Source organism: Marinobacter sp. W-8 (assembly GCF_044342215.1).
Taxonomy (GTDB): Bacteria; Pseudomonadota; Gammaproteobacteria; order Pseudomonadales; family Oleiphilaceae; genus Marinobacter; species Marinobacter nauticus.
This window is the reverse complement of sequence record NZ_CP172297.1, coordinates 3646689-3663837: the sequence shown is the minus strand read 5'-3', so window position 1 is coordinate 3663837 and position 17149 is coordinate 3646689. Positions and strand designations below refer to the sequence as shown.

11 protein-coding genes are annotated in these 17149 nt (G+C 58.2%); 6 read left to right on the top strand and 5 right to left on the bottom strand.

The genetic code is table 11. The annotated features are described in order from the left end of the window. Positions 1 to 9: 9 nt before the first annotated feature. The 3 genes from ACF8YQ_RS17035 to ACF8YQ_RS17025 form a co-directional block, all read right to left on the bottom strand. The gene (locus tag ACF8YQ_RS17035) at positions 10 to 1464 is read right to left on the bottom strand and encodes a hypothetical protein (protein ID WP_396622098.1); all 1455 of its coding nucleotides are present in this window, start codon (positions 1462 to 1464) and stop codon (positions 10 to 12) included. A 119-nt stretch (positions 1465 to 1583) separates the two neighbouring features. After that, complete coding sequence (locus tag ACF8YQ_RS17030) at positions 1584 to 2570, bottom strand: two-component system response regulator (RefSeq protein ID WP_396622097.1); 987 nt, start codon at positions 2568 to 2570, stop codon at positions 1584 to 1586. Further along, on the bottom strand, positions 2564 to 5464 hold the full coding sequence (locus ACF8YQ_RS17025) for an MHYT domain-containing protein (RefSeq protein ID WP_396622096.1): 2901 nt from the start codon (positions 5462 to 5464) through the stop codon (positions 2564 to 2566). The genes ACF8YQ_RS17030 and ACF8YQ_RS17025 overlap by 7 nt, the downstream gene beginning before the upstream one ends. Before the next feature lie 215 nt (positions 5465 to 5679). Between ACF8YQ_RS17025 and acnA the strand changes: the two genes are divergently transcribed. After that, positions 5680 to 8439: an aconitate hydratase AcnA gene (acnA, locus tag ACF8YQ_RS17020; RefSeq protein WP_396622095.1), complete on the top strand. Its 2760-nt coding sequence runs from the start codon at positions 5680 to 5682 to the stop codon at positions 8437 to 8439. 110 nt (positions 8440 to 8549) lie between these two features. On the opposite strand, the gene ACF8YQ_RS17015 is transcribed toward acnA, so the two are convergent. Then, a complete protein-coding gene (locus tag ACF8YQ_RS17015) occupies positions 8550 to 10595 on the bottom strand; it encodes a GAF domain-containing protein (RefSeq protein ID WP_396622094.1) in 2046 nt (681 codons plus the stop codon). Continuing rightward, positions 10582 to 12306, bottom strand: a complete 1725-nt coding sequence (locus ACF8YQ_RS17010; RefSeq protein WP_396622093.1) for an ATP-binding protein — start codon at positions 12304 to 12306, stop codon at positions 10582 to 10584. Before ACF8YQ_RS17010 ends, ACF8YQ_RS17015 begins: the two co-directional genes overlap by 14 nt. 161 nt (positions 12307 to 12467) lie before the next feature. Here ACF8YQ_RS17010 and ACF8YQ_RS17005 point away from each other — a divergent pair, with 161 nt between their 5' ends. The 5 genes from ACF8YQ_RS17005 to ACF8YQ_RS16985 all read left to right on the top strand — a co-directional run bounded on the left by ACF8YQ_RS17005 (position 12468) and on the right by ACF8YQ_RS16985 (position 17066). Further along, on the top strand, positions 12468 to 14153 hold the full coding sequence (locus tag ACF8YQ_RS17005; RefSeq protein ID WP_222562204.1) for a diguanylate cyclase: 1686 nt from the start codon (positions 12468 to 12470) through the stop codon (positions 14151 to 14153). 24 nt (positions 14154 to 14177) lie between these two features. Next, a complete protein-coding gene (locus ACF8YQ_RS17000) occupies positions 14178 to 15317 on the top strand; it encodes a response regulator (RefSeq protein WP_222562205.1) in 1140 nt (379 codons plus the stop codon). After that, a complete protein-coding gene (locus ACF8YQ_RS16995; protein WP_114435218.1) occupies positions 15314 to 15706 on the top strand; it encodes a response regulator in 393 nt (130 codons plus the stop codon). The genes ACF8YQ_RS17000 and ACF8YQ_RS16995 overlap by 4 nt, the downstream gene beginning before the upstream one ends. 69 nt (positions 15707 to 15775) lie before the next feature. Then, positions 15776 to 16096 (top strand): DUF2288 domain-containing protein, encoded by a 321-nt coding sequence (locus ACF8YQ_RS16990; RefSeq protein WP_023012109.1) that lies wholly within the window; start codon positions 15776 to 15778, stop codon positions 16094 to 16096. A gap of 61 nt (positions 16097 to 16157) precedes the next feature. Then, on the top strand, positions 16158 to 17066 hold the full coding sequence (locus ACF8YQ_RS16985; RefSeq protein WP_224850430.1) for a lysine exporter LysO family protein: 909 nt from the start codon (positions 16158 to 16160) through the stop codon (positions 17064 to 17066). Positions 17067 to 17149: the final 83 nt, after the last annotated feature.

Here is a 17149-nt window from a genome sequence, read left to right as displayed (position 1 = left end):
GGCAAGCCCTCAGTCTGATACCTGAAAGCTTGCTTTCGGACCTTTCAACGGTTGCTGGTTCGCCGCCTGCTCCAGCCAGACATCAATGTGCTCGTGGGCCGGATGGTTCACGCAGCGCTTCTTGATGAACGACAGGAAAGCACCGGCTTTTTCCCATTGCTGCAGGCCATTGGCGAGGGCCTGTGCGACAATCAGGTAGGCCGGTGCCAGCTGATCGCTGTCCGGGAAGCGTTTGTGGAAATCCTGCAGTAAACGGATAGCTGCTTTATGGTGGCCCCGATGGTACAGGGTGCCCGCACACTGCACTGCCAGTTCCGGGTCGTCCAGCTGGAACCTCGGCTCCACCACCTGCAACGTCTGTAACAGTTGATTCAACCCGTCTCCATCATGCCGTTGGGCCAGCCAGGCCATAATCCTGGGGTGGTAGCGGTACAGCTCTTCGGCATCATTGCGGGCGGTCAGCAACTGGTAGAGCTGGCCGATGCGGGTAGGGTTGGTCCGGTCCCGTTTGAGGGCTTCCTTGAGCATGCTCTGCACGCGGTCGTAGTTGCCGTCTTTCAGGTTCATGTCCAGATCGGCATCAAACCGGCTGCTTCGATCCCGCTGGTGTTGGTCGGTTTCCGAAATCTCGTCCTGAATGTCCGAGGCAAAACCGAGTTCTTCCTGATACTGGAACAGCAGGTAACCCAGCATGTGAAACAGGATCAGGGTAAAGGTGCTGTTCAGGAAACCGGCCAGGGGTTGGGCCACCCACATGGGAAAATGGTTCACGGCAAAATCCTGCGCCGCGCCGGAAGCCAGGGTGAGCAAAATCAGGTATCCGTAAAGCAGGAAGTAGGGCGTGCCGATGCGCGAGATCAGCACCGCCAGGTTCATGGGGTTTACAGCTGCGCCCACCGAGCGTTCCATGGCCAGCACCATGATGCTGGCCGGCAGTGCCAGCACTACAAACGCCACCGCAAGCATCATCAGTATCGGCCCGCCCAGCATGGCGGCGGCGCCTACCAGGCCGCCCATCAGCACAAACACCAGCAGTTGCAGCACCACAATGTCAAAGCCGCTGCCGGTAAACGCCACCGACACCGCTGGCGGTTTCAGATGGCCTTCCGCGGTGTGATTGATCACCGCATAGGTGTACTTGAACAGCGCCAGCGCCAGTACCAGCCAGATGATCAGGCCAATAATATTGGCTGGCGCCACCACAGGAACCAACGTGCAGATGGCGATGACAATCAGCGGATCGGTGTGGAAGGGGTAACGGAAAAAGGCCCCTACCCGCTGCCAGAAGGGCACCACTTCGGTGGCGGCGCCCAGATAACGCATGGCTTTACTGCAGCGGGGACAAAGCCCCCGACGCTGGCGGGTATCGGCATCCGGCATACAACGGCTGCAGTAGTGCATCTGGCATTCGCCACAATGCCACTTGGCAGGGTCGCCCGGATGGTAATGACAATCGTGCTTCACGTGAGACAGTTCCTGATCCGTCAGAAATCAGCCGCCAATCATGACAGAACTCGACCCGAGCCGCACCCGCTGTGTTCACAGTTGAGAGGCGGACATGGCCGAGCTCGCCTTTGACGCGATCAGGATTCCTGCCAACGCTGGCGCACCTCAAGTATCGCCGGCAGGCAGCGGAAGAAGGCTCCGACCAGTTCCGGGTCGAAATGCTTGCCGCTTTGCTCGCGAATCAAATCCGTTGCCTGTTCTATCGACCATGCTTTCTTGTAAGGGCGCTCGCTGGTGAGAGCGTCGAAGACATCAGCCAGGGCCACGATCCGGGCAGAGATGGGAATGGTGCTTCCTTTCAGGCCTTTCGGGTAGCCGCTACCGTCCCATTTCTCGTGGTGGTTCTGTGCCACTTCCCGCGCCATGTTGAGCAGATCTGAGCCGTCTTCACCGATGATCTCCGCCCCGATTTCCGCGTGGCGTTGCATGATGGCCCATTCATCCGGCTCCAGCTTGCCAGGTTTCTGGAGAATGGCGTCCGGAATGCCGATCTTGCCGATATCGTGCATCGGGGCGGCATTGAGCAGGGTGTCGGACCAGGCTTCGCCGAGCCCCGCTTCCAGTGCAATCAACCGTGAAAAATGGCTCATGCGGATAACGTGCAGGCCGGTTTCGTTGTCCTTGTATTCTGCCGCTCGCCCAAGCCGCTGAACAACGGCCAGCCGGGTCTCTATCAGCTCGTCCATACGCACCAGAGACAGATGATTTTTCACTCTGGCCCGGACTATCGCCGCATTCACGGGTTTGGTTATATAGTCCACCGCGCCCAGTTCAAAGCCCCGGGCCTCGTCATTTGCGTCCGACAATGCAGTAACGAAGATAACCGGAATAGTGCGGATATCCGGGTCTGCTTTCAGGGTTTTGCACACCTCGTAACCGGACAGGCCCGGCATCATCACATCAAGCAGGACAAGATCCGGTTTCTCTCTGCGTGCCAGTTCCAGCGCCCGCTCGCCATCTTTGGCAAACAGTAACCGGTAGTGGTCCGAAAGTATGTTGCGCAGCACCTGAAGGTTGGCTGGCTCGTCGTCCACCAGCAGCAGGGTCTTGGTGTCGGTCAGCATTGCGAGGCCTCCAGGGTATCGCGAAAAGTGATCAGAAGTTCGGCCGCTTTCTCTGGTTCGAAGTCGTCGAGAGCCTCGTTCATCGCATCGGCGATCTCCGTGGGCAGTCCTGGCTTCAGTTGTTCGATAGCACGCTCCGGAATCTCGCCCTGGCTCAGGCGTTCGATCACTTGTGCCAGCGTTTTCGAGTCTATGGCATCAGGTTCTGTCCCGCTTTCGGAGGACATCTCAGAATCCGCAGGCTGTTCGGTCAGCCACTGCTGTGCCCGATCAAAATCAGCCTGGAGTTCCTGCCACAGTGCATCCGGCACCGGTTTGTCCGATTTCAGCCGGGTTTCCAGATTGGCGAGGGTTGCCGCCAGCTGTCGGAACCCCAGATTACCGGCAATGCCGCGAACCCGGTGGGCGTCTGCCGCAGGGTTGTCGGAGCTGAGACGGATGGCGCGGGGCTGGTTCTCGGGTGCCTGCAACAGGCGTTTGGCTGCCAGTTGGTGTTTTCGGGCGTCCGGCCAGAGCTGCCTGAGCGTGACGGTATCTATCGTACAGTCGTCGACATCATGACCTGCATTGCTCGGTGCCGAAGCCTCTATGCCCAGGACTCTGGCCATCTCGGCAGTGAGTTCCGGCAGATTGAGTGGTTTGATGGCGAAGCCGTCCATGCCCGCCTCCAGGGCCTGCCTGCGGTCGTCTTCCAGCACACTGGCGGTCAGGGCGATCACGGGTGTGTAGCTGCGTTGGGCGGCGGCTTCATGTTGCCGAATGGCCCGGGTGGCGTCGTGACCGTTCATGCCGGGCATCTGCACGTCCATCAGAATCAGATCGAAGGCCTGGTTGCGGTAGAGGTCCACCGCTTCCTGGCCGTTGGCGGCCGTGGTGACGTCATGTTTGCGGTGAAGCAGCAAAGTTCTCAGTAGTTCCAGGTTTTGTGGCACATCATCGGCAACCAGAATGCGCAAAGGGGGAAGCGCGATTTCCTGGTCTGCCAGCGTATCCTCGTCCACGGCCTGGCCGGTGGGCAGGGGCAGTTCTACCTGGAACACCGAGCCTTCGCCCGGGCTGCTGGTTACGCTGATGGTGCCACCCATCAGTTCCACCAGTTGGCGGGCAATGGTCGTGCCCAGGCCGGTGCCACCGAAGCGACGGGTCATGCTGGAATCAGCCTGGGTAAACGGTTCGAAAATCCTGTCGATGCGATCGGCGGAAATACCAATGCCGGTATCCTCAACCCGGATAACCACTTTGCCCGCGGCGGGCTCCTGCACCTGCAGGGTGACGCCACCCGTCTGGGTAAACTTGACCGCGTTGCTTAACAGATTCAGTACCACCTGCTGAACGCGCAGGGGATCGCCCTGGTAGTAATCGCCGGCCTGATAATCCAGTGTCAGATACAGCCCTTTGCGCGCCGCGTTCAGGGATTGCGTGGCAATCACCTGGTCACAGAGCCGGCGCAGGTTAAAATCGTGCAGTTCGAGTTCGGTATGACCACCGTCCAGTTTGGCGGTGTCCAGTATATCGTTGAGCAGGTTAAGCAGAGACCGGGCCGAGGTTTTCACCACGCCAAGATGCCGTGCCTGGGTTTCATCCAGCGGTGTGTCCAGTACCAGGTCTGTGAAGCCGATAATGGCGTTCATCGGGGTGCGGATTTCGTGGCTCATGTTGGCCAGAAACGCACTTTTGGCGGCGGCAGCCTGTTCTGCGTCCTCTTTTGCCTGGCGCAGATCGGTTTCCATGCGATGGCGCTCGGAAATATCAGTGATGAAGCCTACAAAGGTGCTGATGCCACCCAGCCGGGATTCACCAATGCCCAGGCGCACCGGTATCTGGTGGCCATCCTTATGCAGCGCCCAGACTTCGCGGCCTGAACCGATGATTTTACGTTCCCCGGTGCGTAGGTAGTTTTTCAGATAGCCGTCGTGGGCGTCCCGATGGGGGTTGGGCATCAGCATGTTGATATTCTTGCCCACGATTTCATCGGCGTTGTAACCGAAGATGCGTTCTGCCGACTCGTTAAAGGACAGTACGATCCCCCGATCCGAGATCTTGATAATACCGTCCACGGCGGCATCAACGATGGTGCGCAGTTCGCTGGCGGTTTCCTGGCTGCGCCTCATCAGGGCGCGATAGCGGGCCACCGCGTTCACCCCGGATGCGAGCAGGCTGAGGGTTACCGTTACGAATGCAATGGTCAGTGCCAGAACGGTGTGGCTGTTGCTCCCGGGCAGAAAATCCGGGGCGGGCTGGCCGATAAACCGGGCGGCTTCCATCGCAGTGTAATGCATGCCGGCGATGGCCAGCCCCATCACGGTACCGGCGAGTAAACGGCGCTTGTACCCACGCAGGCGAGTTCTATGGCGCAGCCCGAAGCTGATCCACAGCGCCAGGGTGCCCAGCATCACCGCCACCACAATCGACAGTGCGAATAACGTTGGGTCGTAGCGAAGTGCCGGCCCGATCTCCATAGCGGTCATGCCGAGATAGTGCATGGCACCGATGCCGGCCCCGACCACCACGCCACCACCGATCAGTCGCGGCCCGGTCAGTTCGTGCCGGGCCAAAAGGCTGAGTGCCATCCATGAAGCAAACAGACTTGGGACGGCGGATAGTGCGGTAATCCAGGGGTGAAAATGCACATGGGTAGGCATTTCAAAGGCTAGCATGCCAATAAAATGCATGGACCAGATGCCAATGCCCAAAGCGGTTAAACCGCTGAACAGGTGCAGGCGCTGCATGTAAAGGGTGTTGCTGCGGCGCGCAGCGGCAACCAGGGTTAGCCCCAGGTAGGAAGCGCCCACAGAGATCAGCAGAGACAACATCACCAGGCCATAGTCGTATTGGCCCGACACCAGCTTGTCGGTCTCTGGATTAAGAACAAAGAAGTGATCAAGCGCCAGCAAGCGAGATTCCTGTAAAAGCTGAAGAGATTTGAGGTATGTACGGTATCAGTACGGGATTGGCTTAAGTATCGTCCTTTTGTTTAATTTGTATACGCCAGGTCACGGATGATACTGACAGTATTCACCGGGGTAATGCAGAACATTCACAGGACTACAGTTGAACTCTCGTCATTCGATGCAATAGTTAAAGGAGATTTCCGAAGAGGAGGCATCGCATGTCGAGTTCATCCCTGAGTAAAGACAGCCTGAATACCCTCTCCACCCTTAGCGCGGGTGGCAAGACCTACCACTACTACAGCCTGCCCAAGGCAGCAGACACCCTGGGCGATCTCAGCCGCCTGCCGTTCTCCCTGAAAGTGTTGCTGGAGAACCTGCTGCGTAACGAAGACGACACCACGGTCGACCGCTCTCACATTGATGCCATGGTGCAATGGTTGAAAGACCGGGGCTCGGATACCGAAATCCAGTTCCGTCCGGCCCGGGTTCTGATGCAGGATTTCACCGGGGTGCCCGGGGTAGTGGACCTGGCGGCCATGCGCGAGGCCGTGAAGAACGCTGGTAAAGATCCCGCCCTGATCAACCCGTTATCGCCGGTGGATCTGGTGATCGACCATTCGGTGATGGTGGACAAGTACGGCAATCCGTCGGCCTTCAAAGACAACGTGGCCATCGAGATGGAGCGCAACCAGGAGCGTTACGAGTTCCTGCGTTGGGGCCAGCAGGCCTTTGACAACTTCCGGGTGGTGCCGCCGGGCACCGGCATCTGCCATCAGGTGAATCTGGAATATCTGGGCAAAACGGTGTGGCAGAAGGAGGTGGACGGTAAAACCATCGCCTACCCGGACACGTTGGTGGGCACCGATTCCCACACCACCATGATCAACGGTCTGGGCATACTCGGCTGGGGCGTGGGCGGTATCGAAGCGGAAGCCGCCATGCTTGGCCAGCCGGTCTCCATGCTGATTCCGGAAGTGATCGGTTTCAAGATCACCGGCAAGCTGAGGGAGGGCATCACGGCGACCGACCTGGTGCTGACCGTCACGGAAATGCTGCGCAAGAAAGGCGTGGTGGGCAAGTTTGTGGAGTTCTACGGCGACGGCCTCAAAGACATGCCGGTGGCCGACCGTGCCACCATTGCCAATATGGCGCCGGAATACGGTGCTACCTGTGGTTTCTTCCCGGTGGATGAACAAACCATCAACTACATGCGCCTGACCGGGCGGGATGAAGCACTGCTGGAACTGGTTGAAAACTACGCCAAAGCCCAGGGATTGTGGCGGGAACCCGGTCATGAGCCGGTATACACCGACACCCTGGAGCTGGACATGGGTGAGGTGGAAGCCAGCCTTGCCGGCCCGAAACGGCCCCAGGACCGGGTTGCCCTCACCAACATGAAAGCGTCGTTTGAATTGCTGATGGAAACGTCGGAAGGCCCGGCGAAAACCCAGGAAGGCAAGCTGGAATCAGAAGGCGGCCAGACCGCAGTGGGGGTGGATAACAGCTACGAACACCCGGCCAGTCAGCCGCTGGAAATGAACGGCGAAAAGTGCCGGCTGGATCCGGGTGCCGTGGTGATTGCTGCCATTACCTCCTGCACCAATACCTCCAACCCGAGCGTGATGATGGCCGCCGGCCTGATCGCCCGGAAGGCGGTGGAGAAGGGCCTGAGCACCAAGCCCTGGGTGAAAACTTCTCTGGCGCCGGGCTCAAAGGTGGTCACCGACTACCTGAAAGTGGCCGGCTTGCAGGACGACCTGGACAAGCTCGGTTTCAACCTGGTGGGTTACGGCTGCACCACCTGCATCGGTAACTCCGGCCCATTGCCGGATGCCGTGGAAAAGGCCATTACCGATGGTGACATTACTGTAGCCTCGGTGCTGTCCGGCAACCGTAACTTTGAAGGCCGGGTGCATCCGCTGGTGAAAACCAACTGGCTGGCTTCGCCGCCCCTGGTGGTGGCCTATGCCCTGGCGGGCAACGTAAGGCTGGATCTGACCAAAGACCCGCTGGGTACCGACAAAGACGGCAACCCGGTGTACCTGAACGACCTCTGGCCCAGCCAGGCCGAAATTGCCGAAGCGGTCGAGAAGGTGAAAACCGACATGTTCCGCAAGGAATACGGTGAGGTGTTCGAGGGCGACGACATCTGGAAGTCCATCAAGGTGCCGGAGAGCAAGGTGTACGAGTGGAGCGATAAATCCACCTACATCCAGCATCCGCCCTTCTTCGAAGGCATGGGTGAACAGCCCGAGGCCATTGATGACATAAAGGATGCCAACATCCTGGCCCTGTTGGGGGATTCGGTGACCACCGACCATATCTCACCGGCCGGTTCCTTCAAGCCGGATACCCCGGCGGGCAAATACCTGCAGGAACATGGGGTAGACCCAAAAGACTTCAACTCCTACGGCTCCCGCCGGGGCAACCACGAGGTGATGATGCGCGGCACCTTTGCCAACGTGCGCATACGCAATGAAATGCTCGACGGCGTGGAAGGCGGCTTCACCAAATTTGTGCCCACCGGGGAACAAATGGCCATCTACGATGCCGCCATGAAATACCAGGAGCAGGGCACGCCGCTGGTTGTGATTGCCGGCAAGGAATACGGCACCGGCTCCAGTCGGGATTGGGCCGCCAAGGGCACCCGGTTGCTGGGCGTAAAAGCCGTGGTAGCGGAATCCTATGAGCGCATCCATCGCTCCAACCTGATTGGCATGGGCGTGATGCCGCTGCAATTCCCGGAGGGGACTGATCGCAAGAGCCTGAAACTCACCGGGGAGGAAACGATCAGCATTCAGGGACTGTCTGGCAAGATCAAGCCGGGCCAGACCCTGACCATGACGGTGAAATACAAGGATGGCTCTACCGAAACCTGCGAGCTGAAGTCACGGATTGATACTGCCAACGAGGCAGTGTATTTCCAGCATGGTGGTATCCTGCATTACGTGGTGCGGGAGATGCTGAAAAACGCCTGAGGGGGCGGGGTGCTCAATGAAACGGGTGGCTCCCGGACTATGTCCTTTCTGGACATGGTCCGCCCGACGCCACCATTTCTTCACCCGCCTTTAACCTGGCGAACGTAAGTTCACATTAATGGCAATTCCAGCCAAAATGTTGATCCTTGCCCTTCGGTAGAAGTGAAGCCTACACTGCCATCCATCTGCGCCATGATTTCCTTGGTGATTGACAGTCCAAGGCCGGTCCCGCCTTGTCCGCGGGTAACAGAGCCATCTGCCTGCGCGAACTTCTGAAAGATCCTGGATCGGAAGCTCTCAGGTACGCCGATCCCCTGGTCTTTCACCGAGATGCGGACCGCCGATTCTGACGATTCAATATCGACGAGGACTTCGCCGTGCTCGTGTGAGAATTTGACGGCGTTGGACAAAAGGTTGGTGATAGCCTGTTTCAGCCGGATGCTGTCAAACAGCGCCGTGAGCCCCGGTGAACCGTCCCGCAGAGTGATGCGCACCTGACGCTGTTTGGCGAAGGGCTGGATTTCTTCAATGGCGGTGGTTACGCACGTTCCAATGTTCTGTTCCTCAGACGCGATGGGCATGTTGCCCGCAATCAGTTTTTCGATATCCAGGAGATCGTCTATCAGCAGCTTCAGGTGGTCGGCGTTGCGCTTTGCGATGGAGAGCATGTGACGGCCTTTCTCGTCGATGTTCCCCGTAACGCCACCCAAAATCAGCCCCAGGGACCCGGAAATCGAAGTGAGGGGAGTTCGCAATTCGTGGCTGACGGTGGAGATGAACTGATTCTTCATCTGTTCGGCTCCGTATCGCTCATTGATGTCTACGATATAGCCGTGCCAGAGAATGCTGCCATCCGGCAGTTTTTCGGGGTTGGCCTGCCCCTCGACCCAGTGCCAGTTCTGGCCTTGCCACTGAATCCGATAACGCTGGTGCCAACGGCTCAAGTTGTCTGCGGATTCTTGAATGCTCTCCGCAACCTGTGGAAGGTCTTCCGGGTGAATGACGCCGAAGACCGGGCTGGCATCGTTTGCCGCAGCTTCGGCGCTGATGTTGTAGATCTGCTGGATACCTTGGCTGGTGTAGGGAAAGGTGCTATGGCCGTCCGGCCAGAGGCGGTACTGGTAGAGCATTCCCGGCGCGCTGCTGACGAGTTTTTCCAGGGTGTCGGCCTGTCGGGACTGGTGAATGGCATCGGCAACCCAGCGGGCCAGCAGGTTTACAAACATCTTTTCCGTTTCGGTAAACGGTGGTTTGCGCGGTATGGAGGATGAAAAGTTCAGGGTTCCGAACAGTGTGTCATCTATCCAGATTGGCGCGGCCAGGTAGCTTTCCAGACCAAACTCGGCGTAGCAGGGGTGGTCCTGAAATCGCGAGCGCCCCATGTGGTTGATGGCGAGTACGTCACTCCGCTCGAGAAGAATGGAGCAGTAGGTTTGCTCAACGGGCAAGGTGAGTCCGTTCTCAAGCGCCTTGTTTCGGCGTGCATGGTGCCAGAGTATGGTGTAGGTGCCACCATTGATTTCGCTGACAATGGCCGTCTCTGTTCCGAGGAAATGGTTGGCCTTTTTGAGCGCCAGCGGAATGGCGGTATCAAGGTTGCCTTTCACTTCCAGAACGATTTCGTTCAGTGCATTCAGTGCCCGGGTGCGCTCACTGTAGTAGTTGCCCAGCTCCTGAAACTGGAGTTCGCGTTCGATGATATCGGCCAGGTCTCTGAGCGTTTTCTCGTCCCGGTTCGAAAAGTCCCGAGGTTTTTTGTCGATAATGCACAGGGTGCCAATGCGAAAGCCGGAGCGGTCTTCCAGCGGTGCGCCCGCATAGAAACGGATGTGAGGTTCTCCCGTGACCAGGGGGTTGTCGGAGAAGCGTTCATCGGCGAGGGCATCGGAAACCACGAAGGCTTCGGATTTCAGGATGGCATGGCCGCAGAACGAAATGTCACGACCGGTTTCCCGGACTCCCAGGCCATAGCAGGACTTGAACCACTGGCGTTCCCGGTCGACCAGTGACACCAACGCAATGGGCACATCGAACGCCTCGGCGGCAAGCCTTGTTACCCGATCGAAGCGCTCCTCCGGGGGAGTGTCGAGCAGCTTTGTCGCCTCCAGGGCGGAGAGCCGCTGTGGTTCTTCGGGTGGGTACTCAGGTGACTTCATGATCAGGCTCCCTTGAGGTCTCCTGGCGGGGAATGTCGAGCCAGAAATGGGCCCCTTGCTGGTAATAGTAGCCCACTTGGCCGTGCATCAGATGGGCCAGCTCACGGCAAATGGCCAGCCCCAGGCCAGTGCCGGACTGTGCCTGTTTTGAGGATGGATTGGCTTGTGCAAACCGCTCGAACAAATGTGGAATAAACTGCTCATCCACCCCCGGGCCGTGGTCCGAAACGATGAATCGGATGGTGTTCTGATTAACTGCTCGGGCGGACAGCTGAACGGCGGCGCCAGTGGGTGAGAACTTGATGGCGTTGCTGATAAAGTTGTCCAGTATCTGTCGCAGTCGTTGGGGGTCGGCTCGGACCACCAAGGGTTCAGCGGCCGGGACTGCGCACAAAGAGACTCCATAATGGGTGGCCATTGAGCGATTGCCCTCAATGGCCTGCTCCAGGGCTTCACTGGCCTGGATTGTGCCAATCTGCAACATCATTTTTCCGGCGATGGCTTTATTGAAATCCAGCAGATCTGAAATCAGCAGCTGCAGTTGTTCGCCGTTGCGCAGCGCTACTTCCACCATTTTCCTGGCCTTTTCCGGAAGCTCGCCGGCCGCCTCCCGGTCCAGCAGTTTCAAAGAACCGTTGATTGAGGTCAGAGGCGTTCTCAATTCATGACTCACGGTGGCCACAAACTGGTCTTTCATCTGGTCCAGAGCTTCCCGTTCCTCCATCAGCCGGTTGAAGGCCAGCGCAAGATTGCGGGTTTCCGGCGGGCCCTTGGGCTTCAACCGGCGGGTATCCGATGCGCCATCCACCATGGCCCTTATCCGTGTGGACATGTGTTCCAGGGGCCGGGTGGCGGTGCGCCCGAGTAGCCAGGCTGCGGTGGCCAGAATCAGTGCCGCCAGTACACTGAGCAGCAGAAAGCTTTCAAATGAGGCCCTGGCCGGGCCGGTCACGCCTTCATAGGGCTCGGCGCGCAGAAACAACCAGCCGACACGCTCCAGGTGACGGGTCGCATAAATCCAGCGTTTACCGGATTTGTCGGTCACGACACCCGATGTGACGCCAGACAGCGCAGCGTCAATAATCAGGTTCTCGCCGGGTGGTGGTAGCTCAGGCATCGGAGCCCCTGGGGTCAGCGAATCCACCTGTGTAAAGTGCCCGGTATCGAGCACCATGAAGATGGCGTTACTCCTTTCACTCAAGGAGTCGGGAATGATGCCTGATTCAGCCAGGTTGATGCTGCCGCCCGCCAAGCCCAGCAGATCGCCGTCGTCACTGACAATGGGAGCCAGAAAAGACAACAGCGGCAATCCGGTGGTGCGGCCGATAATGGGGCGGCTGATCACTGCTTGCCGGCTGGTCAGGGCTTCCCGGAAATGCGGGCGGTCTGAGTAGTTGGTGCCGATTCGTCTGGGCACAAAACGGTTCTCTGCAATGGCGACCCCCTTGTCATCAAAAATGAGCAGGCCGCCTTCGAAATAGCGTTCAAGACTGGGTTGGCGTCCGAGAAGTTCTTTCAGCTCAGGCAGAGGGCGCAGGTTGTCGCCGTCAGTGAGAAAAGCCGAGAAGGCCTTCAGGGCCTCCAGGCGAATCTGAAGTTGTTGGTCTACAACTCGGGCAGCCGAGTCAGTTTCCAGCAGCTGCCGTTGGGTCAGAACGCTCTCGAAATCCCTTACCAGCCCGTTGTAGGCAAAAAACAACACGGCTGCCATGGTCGCAATACTGCTGGAGATCGTAATCAGGGTAACGCGTATACCTAACGATGGGGATCTCAACGGTAATCCTTAGTGGCGTGGTCGAGAGCGGAAAAACGTGCTTACATAGAGCTTAGAGTATTTCCAGAGTCGGAAAAACCAGGATTCGGGGAGTTTTTTTGGATAACCAACGGCAAGACGACATCAGTGATCGCCTGAACGTTCTGAAACTGCGTTTTATCGAGCGTTTAAGGGGCGAGTTGACCTACCTTTCGGGGTTCGCGACCCTGATTCGAGAGGGCCGGGTGGATGAGCTGACCCTCAGTGACTGTAGCCAAAGGCTTCATAAGTTGGCGGGATCTGCGGGCACGTTTGGTTTCCCCTCCCTTGGAGAATTTGCACGAGAGCTCGAAAAACGTCTCAAGCGGGAGCAAAAAGTGTTGGTGGAGGAATCCGACGCCCAGTTCGATTGTCTTCCCGTTGATGAAAACTTGGCCGATCAGCTCGAACTCCTGATTGGCATCGCCGATCTGGATAACCCGTTGTCCACGGAGCGGGAAAGATCGACGCAACCTGATGAAGAGCTGGTCTCCCATGGCATGCAGGTTCGGCTGATCGTGGTTCTTGACGCCACGGATCAATTGGCGTCCTTGCCGGATGAATTGCAGAAATACGGGTTTTCTGTCGAGACGATAGAGAGCCGGGAAGGCGTGGTGCAGGCTTCAAGTACTGATCCTGGTAATGCCGCAGCCGTGATCTGCAGCGATGCCAGTATTGAAAGTGTGGCTCGTTGGTTGGAGGCCCATCCCCGCGGCGCCTATCAGCCACCGGTGCCGGTTGTTTGCATCGGACAGGCCGAAAACTTCGATCGTCGCTATCACGTTGCCCAGCACGGGGCACGTGCCTTCATGTCGGCGCCGGTGGATTTGCCCGAGCTGGTGGAGCGGCTGGAAACCCTGGTTCAGGAACTGGCCGCCGGCACCAAAGGCCGCGTGATGATCGTCGACGACGACCGGGAACTGGCCGAGCACTATTGCCTGGTGCTCAATTCTGTCGGTATTGAGGCCCATGCCGTATCGGACCCTTTGACGCTGCTGTCAGAACTCTACGCGTTCGAACCTGAGCTGTTGCTGATGGATATTGAGCTTGGCGCGCATTCTGGCGTAGTTCTGGCTCGAATGATCCGCTTCCATGCCCGCTGGTTGAGCCTGCCGATTGTTTACTTGTCTTCCGAAGATGATCCGGAGCGCCAGCTTCGGGCGCTGTCCGGCGGTGCCGATGAGTTCCTGGTCAAACCGATTTCCGATGATTACCTCATCCGGGCCGTCCAGATGCGCTGTCATCGGGCTCGGCAGCTGTCTGAGCTGATGAACCGCGATAGTCTGACGCGACTGCTGAAGCACTCGGTAATCAAACAGGAAGTGGAAAGGGAGCGTCAGCGTTGCACCCGGGGCGATTACAGCTCTGTTGCGGTACTGCTGGACATTGATCATTTCAAGCAGGTGAATGACACCTGGGGGCATGCACAGGGTGATGTCGTCATCCGGACTCTGGCCAATCTTTTGCGCAACCGGCTGAGGGAATCCGATGCCATCGGTCGCTACGGTGGTGAAGAATTTCTTGTGGTACTGCCGCATTGTGAGCCGTCAGCAGCCCTGCGACTGATGTCCGGTATTCTTGAGAGCTTTTCTGAACTGGAGTTTTCCAGTGAAGACGACGTGTTCCACGTGACGTTCAGCGCGGGGGTCGCAAAAATCAATGATTTTTCTGCCGGTGATCAAATCATCGAGGCGGCTGACAAGGCACTCTATGAGCGGAAACGAAACGGCCGCAATGGCGTTACGTTGTATACCGATAACGCGTAGGTCAATCATGTTGCGGAGAATGCCTTGAAAGCATTGGTGCTTGAAGACGATGATCTCTTTTCGGAGCTGCTGGAGACCGTAGTGGCGGGGCTCCGTCCAGGCATGCGGGTGACGGTGGCGAGCCGGCTGTCCGAAGCCTTCCGATATGTTGAAGATGACGATTTTGATCTGATTATTGCGGACTGGAACCTGCCGGATGGCTCGGGGCTGGAGCTGGTTCGCAGGGTGCGTTCGGCTAAAGCGACCATGCCCGTTGTGATCGTCTCGGCCCGGGCCGATCGGGACTCCGTTTTGAAGGCCGCCCATTACGGCATCAATGGCTATATCACCAAGCCTCTGGACGTTCGTGTCCTGCATCAAAGACTCACGGAGCTTCTTTCTGACACACCCGCCCGGTTGCCCGCGGTCTCGAGTTATCTGGCTGATGCTCTGGAGAACATCACGCAGTTGCCGTCCGATCTGGATGCTGCTGAGATTCTGGATTTATACCGGCGTCAGGAAGAGCTTTCTGCTTCGCAACTTGCAGAACGGTGGCGGGATCACCCAGCGCTGACGCTGCGCCTGCTGGATGTGGCCAACAGCACCTCCTTTCGCCGTACGGGTGAACCTCTGGATACAGTCCGGGACGCGATCAGTTCGATCGGGGTTGCGATGGCGTTAAACCAGGCGCTGGCATTGTCTCTGGATGTCTCGCGGAATATCCAGCATCCGCCGTTGCGCGCCCGGGCTGACGTCTATTATGGCCAGGCGCTCAGTGTCGCAAAATCCGCCCAGGCTCTGGCGCTGAGACTCAAAAAGCAGCCGATGCTGTTCCAGCAGGCTGGCTTGCTCAGTCGCCTTGGTGAGATGGCCCTGGTCAAAGTGCTGGATGAATACGTGGCGCTGGGTGGCGAGGTCGAGGAGGCCGCGTTTGAAGCCCTGTTTCGGGAATGGTCCGCACCGTTTGGAAACCGACTGAAAATTCACTGGCATCTGCCACTTGGTTTGAGGGAATTGATTGGGGCAGTGCATTCGCTTGGTTCTGACTGTACCCGTGAAGACCGGCTGCTGATGCGGGCGGCCTCTCTGGAAGCGGCGGGGGCGAAAGCCGGCGAAGAATGCCAGCGTTTACTGCGACGGCTGGGCCTGGATGAGACACAATCAGAGGAGTTAAAGCCCTCGTGAGCCAACAAGTTGATCGTGTGCTTTACGTTGAAGATGATGAGGACATTCGCAGTGTGGCTGAGCTGGCACTGGTGGATGTGGGCGGCTTCGACGTCTGCCTTTGTGCCTCTGGTCAGGAAGCCTTATCGCGCATTGAGGAATTTGGACCGGATCTGGTTTTACTGGATGTGATGATGCCGGGTATGGATGGGCCTCAGACTCTGAAAGCCCTGCAGCAGCGCCCGGAGGGGCTGAATATTCCGGTTATCTTTATGACCGCTCGTTTGCAGCCCTCGGAAATTGAAGAATACCGATCGCTGGGCGCTATCGGTGTCATTCCGAAACCCTTTGATCCCATGACTCTGGCCGATGATATCCGGCGTCTGGTGGCCGACCACCCGGAGCGTTGAACCGGGTGCGTCGTCATCGGTTTTAGGGTAGGCTGGCGCGCCGCAAATGAACTGATCACCGAGGTTGTCATGTCATCCCCCCAGTCGCCGGAAGAAATCAAGGCCAAACTCAACCTGGAGACCTCCCGCATTCACTGGCATGAGCTGCAAACCTATTATGCCCGTGGCCAGGTGGTGCGAGTGGCGCCAGAGCTGGATCTACTCAATGTGGCAACCCAGTTGGCGGCGGACAACAAGGCCCAGTTCGAGCACTGGATGTCCGGCGGGCAGGTGGGCGAGGTGGCACCTGACCTCGCGCGCGCCTGGTACGATCGCAACGCCGAACTCTGGGCGGTCGTCATTGCCCCCTGGGTGTTGGTACAGGACCGCTCCGGCGAGCGCCTGCACTGAACGCCCCTGATTTTCGCCGCAGCTGTCCTGCACTTTATTCCTGTATTCATTCGAGGTTGTCATGCTGACCGGTGCGCTCCTGATACTGGCTCCGTTGTTCCTGGGTTTTGCCATTGCCCTCTCCAATCGCCAGCTGATGACCCTGATTCACTATTCGGTGGAAGCCCTGGTGTATTTCATTCTGGCTCTGCTGGGATTGGGGCTGGGGCAGATGGAAGGGCTGCTGGGCCAACTGGGTACCATGGCCGCCCAGGTGGCGGGGCTGGTGCTGGTCTTGCTGGTGGCGAACATGGCGGGCCTTTGGCTGTTTCACCGCTGGCAGCCCATGCACACGGAGGCGGCTGAAACAGGTTCCAGGCCCGGTTATGGCCGCCTGTTCCTGGCCGGCCTCAAACCTCTATTGTCCGTGCTTATCGGTGCTCTGCTCGGGTATTTCCTGTTCCCGGAGCTGCCCATGGTGGACGATGTGGCTACCTGGGCGTTGATGTTGCTGCTGTTCCTTATAGGCCTGCAACTGCGCAATGCCGGCCTGTCATTGCGCAAACTGCTGATGAACCGCCAGGGGCTGGGCATTGCACTGGCCCTGGTGGTTAGCTCGCTGGTGGCGGGGCTGGCTCTGGTACCGGTGCTGGATATTCCCTGGCATCAGTCTTTGGCCCTGGCCTCCGGGTTTGGTTGGTATTCTCTCTCAGGCATTGTTATTGGCGATGCCCTGGGGCCGGCCTGGGGCGGTGTTGCTTTCCTGAACGATGTCCTTCGGGAGATCATCGCCCTGGCCCTGATTCCGCTGGTGATCCATGCCCGGCCGGCCATGGCCATCGGTTATGGCGGTGCCACCGCCATGGATTTCACGCTGCCGGTCATTCGCAGCAGTGGCGGCCTGGCCTGTGTGCCGGTGGCTATCGCCTCCGGATTCCTGCTGTCCTTGCTTTCTCCGGTGCTGATGGGCGTTTTTCTGTCGCTGGGATAGGTTGATTTTGCTCAATTTGACCCGGTGCAATGCTTTGGTCAGATTTACGGCTATAGTGGCTACGGATTAGTATGCAAAGAATA